This is a genomic window from Bacillus sp. FSL R9-9530 (assembly GCF_038008145.1).
Taxonomy (GTDB): Bacteria; Bacillota; Bacilli; order Bacillales; family Bacillaceae_G; genus Bacillus_A; species Bacillus_A mycoides.
Genome location: NZ_JBBOYO010000001.1, coordinates 2,250,723 through 2,263,645 on the forward strand (window position 1 = coordinate 2,250,723; position 12,923 = coordinate 2,263,645).

A 12,923-nucleotide genomic window follows, 5' to 3' on the forward strand; every position below is an offset into this window, starting at 1 on the left:
AATCACCATCTTATTGAAATACTTTCTTAAATTGTTTTGCTATTTCATCTTGTTCTTTCTCAACTGTTTTCCAATCAATATTTAATACTGGAATCTCTTCTACATTCGGTCTATTTTCAGCTTTTATATCTTTTCTACCTGGCAACAAATACGCTTTAGAAACTTGTTTTTGCACATCATCTGATAATAAATAATCAATAAACTCTTTTGCACCTTCTACATTTTTACTATCCTTCATAATGCCTGCTGCACGTGGACTAATGACTGTTCCGCTTTTTGGATATACGATATCAACCGGTTCACCCTTTGCTTTTGCACTGTACGTCATATAGTCAACACCCGCAATTACCATATCTTTCGCACCTGTTACAACTGGGTCTAACGCTTCTTGGTTTGCCCCAGCTACTGTAACTTCATTTTTCTTAAGCTGTTCAAATAAATTCCATCCATCTTGTCCATTCTTTTTCACATATCCTGTTACAAAGTCTAAAGCTGAACCTGAAAGTGCTGGATCTGGAAGATTCACTTTCCCTTTCCATTCTCCTTTCGTTATATCGCTCCAATCTTCAGGTGCTGTCTTCACATTTTTTGTGTTATACACAATTCCTAATGCTGAAGCACTATATCCAAAATAATGTCCTTTATCATCCGACCATTCAGAACGAAGCTTATCAGCTTGTTTTGCTTCTTTATAAGCTAACGTTTGCCCATCTTTTTTTAATCCTTCCATCGCTGGTAAAGAAGCAAGTACGACAACGTCAACGACTGGATTTTTCTTTTCAGCCTCCATTCTTGCTAAAATCTTACCTGTTGTTCCTTGAAACATTTCTACTTTTATCCCTGTTTTCTTTTCAAAGTCCTTTTGAATTTTTTCTGCTAATCCTTTTGGTCCTGCACTATATACAACGATTTTCTTTTCATTAGCGTTTTTATTTTTTGCATCTACACTGCCTGTCTTTGAGCTACAACCTGTTACTACAGCAGAAAATAGTAAAGTACATACAAATAAAGACTTAAGCGAACTGAATTTCTTCATACGATTCTCCCCCTATATGATGAATACATTTTTTTGGTACATATAACGATACCGGTTTACCAACGCTTAGCTTACTATTGTGATAAGCTGTCCATACACCGAGTGTCCCCATGTTTACTTTCACTTCATAACGTTCTCCTACATATGTAACGTGTTGAACTTCACCTGTATACATTTCGCATAAGTCATTTTTTGTCCAGCTCACATTCTCTGGACGAATCATTTTTTTCCCCTCTACAAGCCAATTTGCCTTACCAACAAATTTTGCAACAAATTCATGAGACGGTTTCACATAAATGTCTTCTGGTGTTCCTTTTTGTAATACTTCACCCTGCTTCATGACAATAATTTGGTCTGACATTGACATAGCTTCTGTTTGATCATGTGTTACATACAATGCCGTTAAACCAATTGAATGAACGATGTCCATAAGTTCTAATCGCATTTCTTCTCGCAAAATTGCATCGAGTGCACTTAACGGTTCATCGAACAAAATAAAATGAGGTTTCGTTACAATTGCTCTAGCAAATGCGACACGTTGCTGCTGTCCACCTGAGAGTTCATGCGGATATCTTTTCTCCATACCTTGCAAACGAACTCGCTTTATCGCATCTTCTACCTTTTCTCTTAATTGATTCGTTTGCTTTGTAGCCCTTAAACCAAATGCAACATTTTCAAATACAGTCATATGCGGCCATAAAGCAAAATCTTGAAATACCATGCCGATATTCCGCTCATTAGGAGATGTTTTTATCTTTTTAGCAGAAGAATACATGCACTTATCTCCAAAATATATTTCACCTTTATCCGGTTCCTCAAGCCCTGCAATCATTCTAAGTAAAGTCGTTTTCCCGCATCCTGAAGGTCCTAAAAGTGTGGTGAATTCCCCTTTTTTCATTACAATCTGTAACGGCTTTAACGCCTGTGTTTTCCCAAATGCCTTTTCTAATCCATGAATTTTAATATCCATCGTTTCACCTCTCTCCCCTCATTCTTAACCTGCTTTCATTCTATCTGGAAGTTTTATACTGAATGTTAATGTACTGTAAAGATTAAATTAAAAAATCTCTAATAAACTATTTATTTCTATAGATTTTTTCTATAGTTAGAAGAAAAAGGGGCCAACTTATCATGAATCTCTTAAAATTAGAAATTGTAGTGCTTATTAAGAAATACAAAAAGCTTACTATTGTTGCAGAAAAACTTGGCGTTAAACAACCTACTATTACGTTTCATATAAAAAGCTTAGAAGAGGAACTTGGTGTGCCTTTATTTGAATTACGTTCCGGAAGGTATTTCTTAACAGAAGCTGGCGAGGCATTGCATCATTATGCTTGTAAAATAGATGCACTTATGAAAGAAGCTAGGCGGGTCACACAAGAGTTTAAAGATTTTAATAAAGGCGCCATAACAATTGGTGCTAGTTATGTACCCGCGACTTATCTTTTACCAGAAGTTGTTCACCAATTTCAATGCGAATTTCCAAATATAAAAATAACACTCATAGTAAAAACAGCTCCTGAAATTCGAACGATGCTACAAAATCATGAAATTGATCTCGGGGTAATTTCTGCGGCACCGTTTGACGAAACACTTCTAAAACAAATGAATGTAATGCCTGATACACTTGTTCTTGCCTTTTCCAAAGAACATCATCTTTCTAAAAGAACAAATGTATCATTACAAGATATCGAAAAAGAACGTATATTATTGCATCGTAACCCATCTACAACGAGAGATTTACTTACACAATGGACGTTAGCACATAACATTACATTCCAATCAGAAATTGAACTAGATTCATTAGAAACGATGAAACAAATTTTAAAATATGGTAATGGGGTTGCCTTTATTTCAAAACTTGCTATTGAGCAAGAAGTACAACGAAATGAGCTATGCTATATACCGATCCCTGATTTTGAATTTCAGCGTAATATTTATACCATTCATCATGAGGACAGATGGAATTCTAAAATAATTTCTTTTTTACTACACAGCATTACTTCTTTTGCAGAAAAAAATTAAAAGGCTGTCGTTATACACGACAGCCTTTTAAACTATAACTCTATTTGTTTTTCTTATCCTCAATTTTTGCTTGTGCCTCTTCAGCCTTATCTAATGCTTCTGAAACTTTTTTCTCTTTTTCTTTTACATCATCTATACTATCAACAGCTTTAATTAATTTATCGATTCCTTCTTCATTTACCTTTTTTCGTTTCGCTACTCTTTCATTTACTTTCTCTTCCACATCTTTTGCTTTTTGAAGCATATTCTCTGCATTTGATGTCACAGCTTTTTCAAGTGCATCATTTTTTTTCTTTTGTAACACTTCATTTGCAATATCTTTCGTTTCTAAATACTTACCGTCTTTTAATGCTGTCGCACCGCGATCTAGTAACTGAGCGACTTCTTTATATGCCTTCGCTTCATTTCCTGATTTCTCTTTTTCCGCTTTTTCAAACCACATAATCGCATCACTATATTTTTCATTTTTCAATGATTGCATACCTGTTTCAATATACGTGTCATAATTACTACATCCAGTCATTACGACTAACAGAAAAAGCATTACAAAACTTAATTTTCTCATGATGTTTTCTCCTTTTCTTTGCCTGCTCACTTTACTGTAACATACATGAAAAGGAGTTTCAAAAACTAAAATACTAATATGGTCATTTTTATATTATTAAAATTTTCTTTTAAACCGATACATCCACTTGTTTTTTCGCCATATGCTGCTTTACTCCAACTAATACAACTAACAATAATCCTCCACCTAATGTCATCATAACAATGCTAGTCGGTAACATATCTAATAATAATCCATATACAATCATTCCAAGCGGTGCGATTGCAGTAGAAATTGTTTCAAGTAGACCGAATACACGTCCTAAATAGTTTGGATCTGTCGTCTTTTGCATATGTACTTGCATTGGGATATTTACAACCATCATTGATATACCAGTTAAAATCATAAAAGTGATATAGTAAATAAAACTTGCTACTTTCGGAATGATAACTAACAACGGAAAGACTGTGCATAAACTCAAGCCCGCAAATAAAAACAGTCCAATATAAACAGAGCGAAACGGATTATTCACTTCTTTACGTACTGATAAAACAATTGCACCAATTAGCATCCCGACTGCTAACATTCCCTCTACAACACCGAGCTGCTTCGAGGATAAATGCAAATTTTTAATAATAATATATGGAAGCGAAACGAAAAGTGCACTCGCAAAAAAGTTTACCCCTACTGCAATTTTCATTAAACCATATATTTCATGCTGTCGTTTCACATATGAAAAACCTTCTTTTATACTCGTCAAGAAATGCTCTTTACTTTCGGCCAATTCTTTTTTATATAAATCAAATACGATGAATAATTGTACAATAACTGCTAAAAAGAATGTAATACTATTTAACAGGAAAAATGTTTTGATTGAAAAGAAACCAAATACAACTCCTCCAATAATCGGCGCTAAAATATTCGATAAAGATGATGCCGTCTGATTTAAAGCACTCGCTTTTTGAATACGCTCCTCATCTACTAAATTAGGAATAGACGAAGTTAATGAAACAGAATAAAAACTTGCACAAATTGATAATAACGCCGCTGATACATAAATAAACAGAAGTGATGGTCCAAATATAGTAGCAAGAATAAACATGATAAGCATTGTTAAGCTACTTAATAAATCAGTGCCAATTACAAGCCATCTTCGGTTCACACGGTCAGCTACAGCACCTGCAATTGGGCCACAGATCATTCTTGGTATTGATCCGCAAATAAGAGTAGTTGCAAACCCCATTCCTGAACCAGTTGTCTTTAATACGTATAATCCCATTGCAAACGTATAAATACCCGCCCCTAACAAGGACGTCATTTTTCCAATCATCATTAAAATAATATTTCTCGTTGCAATCTTCATTTTCGAATCATTTTGACCTATACTTACATCCCCCATTATGACACTCTCCCTTTAAAAGTTAAATTGTGTTAAACTTATTATATATACAACTTTCCAATTTTTACAACGAAAAGTTTAATTACATTTAACTTTTTGGTTATAAAGGAGCATATGATGGCTACTCTCGGCGAGAAAATTAAAACGTTACGAAAAGAAAAAAAGCTTACTCAAACTGAATTAGCAGGTTCAGAACTGACAAAAAGTATGTTAAGTCAAATTGAAAATGGAAAAGCTACACCTTCCATGAAAACATTACAATACATCGCTAATAAACTTGGATGTGAAATGAGTTTTTTACTAGAAGAAGATGATGGAGAAATTGTAGAACTCATTCAAAAAATGGAGGAACTAATAAAGACAAATAAATGCGATGAAGTATATGATACTTTACTACCTATTGTTCAAAAAGAGCTACCTTCTACTTTAAATACGGCTCGTATATATAAACAGTTCATAACTGGGGCAGCTATTATGAACGATTATAATATTGAATATTACGTCGAAACCGCTATTTCTATATTTGAAAAATATACTTTATATCGAGAAAGCACTGAAACGAAACTACTGTTTTACTATATGCTCTTCAAACGTAAAAAATATAAAGAATGTTTACAGATGATTACCATTATTCGTGATGAATATAAAACGAAGAATTTAGAAATGGATCTTATTACACATATACAGTTATACTTAAAAGAAGCAATTATTTTACTCGCATATGGCAATTATGAAAAATGTGAAAGAGTCATCTTAGATGCACTTGCCTTTTCCAAAAAACATCAAGTGTATTATAAAACAGATGATTTTTATCGTATTTTATCTTATCAAAAAATCATTACGGCGGATAAAGAAAGATATTTATATTACATAAAAAAATCTGAGCAATTTGCTATTTTTACAGAAGATACTTTATCCGCTGCAAATATAGATATATTAAAAGCTTATTACTACAATACAATTACGAATGATTATACAATCGCATTAAAACATTTAGAACAATTTCGAGAAAAACTAAAAGATGAACCAATTTTTCAAGACGATGGATTGTATTATCTTGAAAAAGGAAAATATTTGTATGGTTTAAAACGTTACGAGGAAGCTTTAGAAGTATTAGAGCATGCTATCATACCGGATTATATGAGTCATCCACTTGATCAATCGTGGTTATTAACAGCTGGATCTTATCGTGCTCTTTGCTATATAGAACTTCAAGATAAAAAATCTGCTCTGAAAGAAGCAAAAGAAGCAGTTCAAGCGATAGATAGCTATCCAGATTCCATCTTTTCTTCTTTTATTAAAGAAACATTACAAATAATACAAAAACTTTAAAAATGTCTCGAAATGGTATATTATTCCTCCTTTTTTGCAAAGATAATAATGATGGGAGGAATATAAATGAATATACAACGCGCAAAAGAGCTTTCCGAGTCATCTGAAGAAGCCAATGTCAGTTTCCAAGGCATGCCTGTTATGATTCAACACGTCGATGAAAGCAACGAAACCGCCCGCATATATGAAGTAACAAATCCAAAACGCGAATTAACTGTTCCAGTTAATAGCTTAGAGGAAATATAAAAAATGCCACTTCTTTTTTTTGAAGTGGCGTTTTTCTTACTTTAGATTACTTAATATAAATCCCTTCTATCCTCTGTTTTACAACACCTAAAAAAAAAAAAGAATCTTCTACTTCTTTTTTTAACCTGCTAAAATACAAACTATGAATTAATTATTCGCACTATACATTAAGGGGGGAAAATAATGAAATATGATTTAGAAAAAAACAAGCCCTATTATGCAGTTATATTCACTTCAAATCTATCCAATGATACAACAGACTATAGTACCGTTGCTGAAAAAATGGAAGACCTTGCGAAACAGCAACCTGGATTTTTAGGTGTCGAAAGTGCACGTGATAATTCGGGACTCGGAATTACAATTTCTTATTGGGAGTCACTTGAAGCAATTGAAAATTGGAAAAGGAACGCCTTACATAAAGAAGCGAAAAAAAGAGGCCGTGAGCAATGGTATGAAAATTTCCACCTGCGCATCTGCCTTGTTGAGAAAGAATATAAGTTTCAGAGAGAAATCTTGTAAAGGAGTTTCATATGCCACTAACATTACTATTACTCATATTCATAATAATTCCCTTCATTTCAGCATTAGCTCTCATTTTTATGACGGTTAAAAAAGGAACTTTTCTAAACCGACCACACTTACAATCATTCATCGTATGCACTCTATTCTTTACGAATTGGATATTATATTTAACAAATTTTTATTCATTACTACCTGAGAAAGTTAGTCAATTTATATTCCTACCCATTTGGTTTTTCCTTTGCGTTTTAGGTTTAATCGTTTTCACACGCGAATGGAAAAACAATCGTGTTTTTTCCATATCTATCGGTTTTCTTTCTTTTATCCCGCATTAACGGGCAGTAAAACTCCCACCTCAAAATTCGGCTGAACCAAAGAAGTTAGGTGAGAGATTAACTGCCCGTAAACGCCCGATTGGTGAAGGCTAATAATCAGTGGGGGATACCCCCCACTGATTAAAGTTTCACTTTATTAGTTTTCTATTTGGGTTATTTTTGTTAGTTCTTTCGGGAATGTGACTGTGAAATGGTAGTAAAAACCTAATCACTTTATTTCATTAACAGCTTTGACCTGAACTTGGTATAATACCAAGTTCAGGTCTATTAATTTCTCCTTAATTTTTATGTAATTATTATATCTCATCTATTTTACACTCTCTTCTTGAAATCATTCCACAGTCTTTTAAACTTAGAAATTCATAGTATCAAGGAATTGTTCAGCTGCTTCATTCTCCTCAATATACTTTTGAAGTCGTATATTCATGATCCCCATATAATCATACCAATTTTAATGAATTCATTAATCACTTTTTAACAATTGAACTATCTTATCTTAAACAAATTGAAACTATATGGCATTTTCTTAATGATTGTAAAACCATTGTAAAAATTATAAATCTTTATATCTTATTATTCACACGTACAGTTAATTGGATTATTATCTTTATTGAGAAGGCCTCTCAATAATAAAATAACAGGGAGAAAAACATGAAAACAAAAATTTTTTCTATTATTACAGCTTTAACTTTAATGACATGTTTCGCTATACCAACATTAGCAGCATCTAGTAGTTACAGTTTTAAAATGGACTATCGAGTGGTGGATGGTAGTAAAAACAAACAGTTCCACACACTGTCTAAAGGAAGTGTATATATCAATGGGAGCGCATATGTATATTCTACTGATGGAGGAGCGATGGGACCTTACGATGTAAAATATACTCTGTACAGATCTGCATGGGGTTCGGACCCTAGTTATGGAACAGTTAATGGTGGCATAAATAAATCTTTCTCTGGTGCATACAATGTTGATACAAATTCAAATGAATACTACTTATTTATTTGGAAAACAAATGACGATGGACAGAATGTAAAAGGGAACGGAAAAATATCTAATTAAAATATTGCTACTAAACTATGATGTCTAATAATAGACATCATAGTTTAAATATGAAAATATGAGGGATTTTAAACATGCTAATTGACTTTGATGGTTTTATTCTTATTGGAGCATTTATTATATGGTTATTTTTACTCCTCTTTTTTAAGTTACACCTAAAAAAGAGGAACATGTACTTACTATTTTTTTCAATATTTTATTTGTACCTTTGTGTAGTACTTAATTATACCCAATTCCCAATTATTATAGATGAAAATATGAAAAAAGAAATTGGACAAAATGTTTGGAGAGATGCTAATTTTATACCATTCAACACGGAGCATTTCGCTATCACAACATCATTACTTAATATACTACTAACAATTCCTTTTGGCTTTGGTTTTCCTTACATAAAAAAGACGAATTTCAAACAAGTTGTTTTATCAGGAATTTTCTTAGGATTCTTGTTAGAAATTCTACAACTTTTATCAGCACTTTATGCCGGATTCACTTTTCGATATGTCGATATAAACGATGTAATTTTTAATTGTATGGGTGTCATTTTAGGGTATGGTATATCAAAAGGCTTTACCCTTGTGTATAGAACATTTATACACAAACTTGATATTAAATTGAATTCCTTTTTAAGATATATTTATGAAACGAACAATTCCTCAACATGACTTCCCTTTTACATTAGCATGTTCTATAACGTTTTATAGAACATTATAAAGCAAGAAAAATAGAAGAAAGAAAAGCCTTCATTCAACTTTTCTTCCTTCTATTTTTACCTTTAGATTTTATTGTCATAGTTTCACAAGGTGTGTAATAAATTTGAGGTGTCGCCTTATCAACAAACATCATAAACGTAATAAAACCGATAATAAAAAAAATAAACAACGTTAACAATATTGCTCCTATCGTTAAAAGTATCATAACACCACCCCTATATATTTCATGTTATTACACCTTTCGCTATTATATGAGCTGAATCCTTTTTAGAAAAATAAACGTAACAAAATAATTACAATGACTCCTGTTAATACTGTTCCTAATAAACTACGAGTATATATCGCTACGAAGAATGTTGGGATTGCCGCAATGATATAATCCCACTGCACTGTCTCATGCATAAATAATACTTGTGCTAAAAGTGCTGCTAATATCGCAATTGGTATGTAATTTAACCATTTTAAACCCCAGTCTGGAATTTGTAGTTTACTAAATACGAGAAGAGGTAAAATACGTGGTACGAGTGTGACAGCTCCGGCTGCTAGTAAAAGGAATAATACGTCCAATCTTACTTCCATTTTTCAATCACCACCCCGATTGTCGCAGCTAAAAGTGTTGCGATAATAACTGCTATACTATCTGGCATAAATAAGTGTGAAACGTATGCGATAATAATCGCTACAATTGCAACACTTAGATGAATGGCTAGTTTCGGTTTACTACTTATTAGCTGAAGTACAAATAATCCGATAAACATCGCTGGTAACGCATAATCCATTCCGTACGTATGAGGATCTGGTATCCACTCTCCAAAAAGCCCTCCGAGAACTGTAGCTAAAATCCAATTTAAATATGCTGTTACATTAAGTCCCATCATCCATTTCTCGCCTAAATGGCCTTTTTGTGCTGCTTGTTGCACTGCAACGCCGAAAGTTTCATCTGTAATTTGCGAACCAATTATTAAATTTTTAAAAAGAGGTATCTTGGTAAAGTAAGGTGCGAGTGCAGCACTCATTAATAAGTGACGTAAATTAACAAAGAACACAGTAAAAATAATTGCCGAGGCTGGGGCACCCGCTGCATACATACCTGCTAATATAAACTGAGCAGAACCTGCGTAAATTAATGTGGACATAAAAGCAATTTCTATGATCGAGAAACCTGCTGTTTTCGCAATAACACCAGCCGCTATACCGATGCTCAAATATCCAAATACAGTTGGTAAACAATCCTTTACACCTTGCTGAAATGAATCATCGCTCTGCAGTGTCATATGTGCTTGAGCTTTATTCACCATTATCTCCCTCCATTTCTTCTATAGTACGTTTTCCTGTTACGACATGAACTAAATCTATGTTTTCACGCCATAATGTATCTAATTTATCAGCTCCAAACTCCTTCGTAATCTCTTCCACCATAATGTCGTGCCGAACATATTCTGTAGCGACGAGAACTAAAGCTGGATCGTACGTTGTAACGGCCCATGAAGTGCTATCATTTGAAAAGTTAGCAATTAATACTTCTTCCCCATCACGCGCGATAACAGTTAAATGACCACCCATTCTCTTTTCAACGACGTGAGGTGTCATATAATTATGGTGAAATGTCGCTCCTATTTTTGTTTCTGGAGCACCAAATAAAATTGAAAAAATACGTACGCCTTCCGCTTCCTTTTGATGAATGAATGGCTCAATCTCTTGCACTTGATCTTCCCATACAGAAATCCATAACTCTTCTTTTGCTCTATTAATTATATTGCATATTTCTTTCAAAACACGATCATTTGAGCGAATATGCGAAATTACATCAATTTGTCGCTCTTGTTCTAAACAATTTAATTTTCGGTTTAGAAATTCAAAGGACTTTTCAAAATCTTTTCGCATTCGATCCATTAATTCCGTAGCTGGCACTGGTACATATTTCACTGGTTCAGAAGGAACGATATGCACCGCTCCTTTATCCATCAACTTGCCAAGTACTTCATAAATCATCGAACGAGGTACGCCTGTTTGTTTACTAACTTCATAACCTGTTACTGGATAATGTTTTAATAGTCCAATATACGCTTTACATTCGTACTGGGAAAAACCTAACTTTTGTAACTCCTTTATTATTTCATCCATCGGTAACCCCTCACAATTTATATAGCTCTAATTTCAAAACTACGATTTCACTTTCCATTAGTAGTTATTGCTATACCTACTAATATAAAAAAGAAGCCTCTACAAGTCAACTGATAATTCCGAATTTTTATTCGAAATAAAAAGCCTTCTTTTGAAAGGCTTTTTGTGCATAATGAATTATTTCAACTGTAGAGCATTTGATATATTACCCTCCAAATGCTCACGTAAGGTTGAACCTGTATACTCTTCTCGAAATACACCTGCTCTCACGAATAAAGGAATGACTTCACTAAAGAATAAATCCAATGATTTTGGAGGACCGCCTGGAATTGCAATAAATCCATCTAGTGCTCCTGCTTCAAACCTTTCCATAATTTGTTTGAAAACGTCTTGTGGTGTGCCAATAGCGACCCAATGAGCAGAACCAACAACTTCTGGTCGTTCTAGTATTTGCTCAACAGTTGGTTCATTTTTCATGATGAAATTCCGTAATAATTCGGCATGTGTTTTACTACGTACAGCTTGATTTCTACTTGGTAGCATATGTTCAGTAACCTTACTTTCTAATGGAAGCCCTCTAACGTCTAATCCGAGAACCATTTCGAGTAAAGCGTACCTCTTCTCTTTTGTAAGGTGTTGATGAGCTTGCCTGTGCATTTCTAGTGCTTCTTCATATGAATCACCAATAAAGAAATATAAACCTGGCAATACACGTATATCCTCTTGCTTTCGGCCATGCTTTTCTGCTCTTCTTCTTAAATCTTGACGAAGTTCGATTCCTGATTCTACATCTGGCATTGCGGCAAAAATCGCATCCGCAACAGAAGCAGCGAAATTCCGGCCAGACTCTGAAGCACCAGCTTGAAATAAAGGCATTTCCCCAGAAATATGTTGCGGGATATTAAGTGGACCTTTCACCTCAAAATGCTCACTACGATGCTCAATTGGCTGTACCATCTCTCTAATTACATCTGCGTTGTCTTCTTTCAAAACTTCATAAGGATGACTCCTCCAAAGTTTTCTTACTAACTCTGTACATTCTGCCGCTTTCGCGTATCGTTCCTCAGATGGTCGCATCCCTGTCTCACCAAAGTTTTCAGCACCATCAATTGATGTGACAATGTTCCAACCTACTCGGCCGTTACTAATCCAATTTAAAGATTGTAGTTGCCTCGCTAGTATATATGGTGGATAAAATGATGTTGAAGCGGTCGTAACCACTCCAATCTTTTCTGTCGCATAAGCAATTGCAGTAAAAAGTAATGTTGGATCTAAAATTACATTCCCCTTATTACGTGCAATTAAATCTGGATGTGCCACTAAATAATCCGCTTTAAAAACAAAATCTAACTTCGATTTTTCTGCTTGCTTCGCTAACTCTACTTGCTCATCAATTCCCGAATCAAACTCATTCTCTTGTTCTTTCTTTCTAGAAATCAAACATAGTCCAATACAAAGCTGTTTTTTTGTAGACATATGTACACACCTTCCCCTTAGTTTTTAATTCACCTAGTTAAACAAGTGATGCGACCATCACATCTTGTATTTTTTACAACACATAAAATGATAATGATTATCAATATCATTTTAT

General features: G+C 33.9%; 16 protein-coding genes. 7 read left to right on the plus strand and 9 right to left on the minus strand.

The annotated features are described in order from the left end of the window. Nucleotides 1–10: 10 nt before the first annotated feature. Complete coding sequence (locus MKX66_RS11125) at nucleotides 11–1,036, minus strand: ABC transporter substrate-binding protein (protein ID WP_002086426.1); 1,026 nt, start codon at nucleotides 1,034–1,036, stop codon at nucleotides 11–13. Then, the gene (locus MKX66_RS11130; RefSeq protein ID WP_341086167.1) at nucleotides 1,014–2,006 is read right to left on the minus strand and encodes an ABC transporter ATP-binding protein; all 993 of its coding nucleotides are present in this window, start codon (nucleotides 2,004–2,006) and stop codon (nucleotides 1,014–1,016) included. The genes MKX66_RS11125 and MKX66_RS11130 overlap by 23 nt, the downstream gene beginning before the upstream one ends. A gap of 161 nt (nucleotides 2,007–2,167) precedes the next feature. Here MKX66_RS11130 and MKX66_RS11135 point away from each other — a divergent pair, with 161 nt between their 5' ends. Beyond that, the gene (locus MKX66_RS11135; protein WP_341086170.1) at nucleotides 2,168–3,061 is read left to right on the plus strand and encodes a LysR family transcriptional regulator; all 894 of its coding nucleotides are present in this window, start codon (nucleotides 2,168–2,170) and stop codon (nucleotides 3,059–3,061) included. Between the two features lie 40 nt (nucleotides 3,062–3,101). Here the strand turns inward: MKX66_RS11135 and MKX66_RS11140 are convergent, their stop codons facing one another. After that, nucleotides 3,102–3,626 (minus strand): hypothetical protein, encoded by a 525-nt coding sequence (locus MKX66_RS11140; RefSeq protein WP_341086173.1) that lies wholly within the window; start codon nucleotides 3,624–3,626, stop codon nucleotides 3,102–3,104. A gap of 109 nt (nucleotides 3,627–3,735) precedes the next feature. Next, nucleotides 3,736–5,004 carry an MFS transporter gene (locus MKX66_RS11145; RefSeq protein ID WP_341086175.1) on the minus strand — a complete coding sequence of 423 codons (1,269 nt, stop codon included), beginning with the start codon at nucleotides 5,002–5,004 and terminating at the stop codon, nucleotides 3,736–3,738. 117 nt (nucleotides 5,005–5,121) lie between these two features. Here MKX66_RS11145 and MKX66_RS11150 point away from each other — a divergent pair, with 117 nt between their 5' ends. The 6 genes from MKX66_RS11150 to MKX66_RS11175 all read left to right on the plus strand — a co-directional run bounded on the left by MKX66_RS11150 (nucleotide 5,122) and on the right by MKX66_RS11175 (nucleotide 9,160). Next, nucleotides 5,122–6,336: a helix-turn-helix transcriptional regulator gene (locus MKX66_RS11150; RefSeq protein WP_341086176.1), complete on the plus strand. Its 1,215-nt coding sequence runs from the start codon at nucleotides 5,122–5,124 to the stop codon at nucleotides 6,334–6,336. Nucleotides 6,337–6,402: 66 nt separating this feature from the next. After that, nucleotides 6,403–6,582, plus strand: a complete 180-nt coding sequence (locus tag MKX66_RS11155) for an H-type small acid-soluble spore protein (protein ID WP_001025736.1) — start codon at nucleotides 6,403–6,405, stop codon at nucleotides 6,580–6,582. Nucleotides 6,583–6,765: 183 nt separating this feature from the next. After that, nucleotides 6,766–7,101 carry an antibiotic biosynthesis monooxygenase family protein gene (locus MKX66_RS11160; RefSeq protein WP_002141167.1) on the plus strand — a complete coding sequence of 112 codons (336 nt, stop codon included), beginning with the start codon at nucleotides 6,766–6,768 and terminating at the stop codon, nucleotides 7,099–7,101. An 11-nt stretch (nucleotides 7,102–7,112) separates the two neighbouring features. Next, entirely contained in the window at nucleotides 7,113–7,436 is a 324-nt protein-coding gene (locus tag MKX66_RS11165) for a hypothetical protein (RefSeq protein WP_002141165.1), read from the plus strand. A gap of 651 nt (nucleotides 7,437–8,087) precedes the next feature. Then, complete coding sequence (locus tag MKX66_RS11170; protein WP_002011979.1) at nucleotides 8,088–8,498, plus strand: hypothetical protein; 411 nt, start codon at nucleotides 8,088–8,090, stop codon at nucleotides 8,496–8,498. 74 nt (nucleotides 8,499–8,572) lie between these two features. Continuing rightward, on the plus strand, nucleotides 8,573–9,160 hold the full coding sequence (locus tag MKX66_RS11175) for a VanZ family protein (protein WP_033716326.1): 588 nt from the start codon (nucleotides 8,573–8,575) through the stop codon (nucleotides 9,158–9,160). Between the two features lie 82 nt (nucleotides 9,161–9,242). Here the strand turns inward: MKX66_RS11175 and MKX66_RS11180 are convergent, their stop codons facing one another. From MKX66_RS11180 to MKX66_RS11200, 5 genes are all read right to left on the minus strand, one after another. Next, nucleotides 9,243–9,413 carry a DUF3951 domain-containing protein gene (locus MKX66_RS11180; protein WP_002011981.1) on the minus strand — a complete coding sequence of 57 codons (171 nt, stop codon included), beginning with the start codon at nucleotides 9,411–9,413 and terminating at the stop codon, nucleotides 9,243–9,245. 62 nt (nucleotides 9,414–9,475) lie between these two features. Next, the gene (locus tag MKX66_RS11185) at nucleotides 9,476–9,787 is read right to left on the minus strand and encodes an AzlD domain-containing protein (protein ID WP_002086437.1); all 312 of its coding nucleotides are present in this window, start codon (nucleotides 9,785–9,787) and stop codon (nucleotides 9,476–9,478) included. Further along, complete coding sequence (locus tag MKX66_RS11190; protein WP_002126646.1) at nucleotides 9,778–10,506, minus strand: AzlC family ABC transporter permease; 729 nt, start codon at nucleotides 10,504–10,506, stop codon at nucleotides 9,778–9,780. Before MKX66_RS11190 ends, MKX66_RS11185 begins: the two co-directional genes overlap by 10 nt. Beyond that, the gene (locus tag MKX66_RS11195; protein WP_341086178.1) at nucleotides 10,496–11,332 is read right to left on the minus strand and encodes a TrmB family transcriptional regulator; all 837 of its coding nucleotides are present in this window, start codon (nucleotides 11,330–11,332) and stop codon (nucleotides 10,496–10,498) included. Before MKX66_RS11195 ends, MKX66_RS11190 begins: the two co-directional genes overlap by 11 nt. Before the next feature lie 177 nt (nucleotides 11,333–11,509). Continuing rightward, complete coding sequence (locus MKX66_RS11200; RefSeq protein WP_341086179.1) at nucleotides 11,510–12,808, minus strand: NtaA/DmoA family FMN-dependent monooxygenase; 1,299 nt, start codon at nucleotides 12,806–12,808, stop codon at nucleotides 11,510–11,512. Between the last annotated feature and the right edge of the window lie 115 nt (nucleotides 12,809–12,923).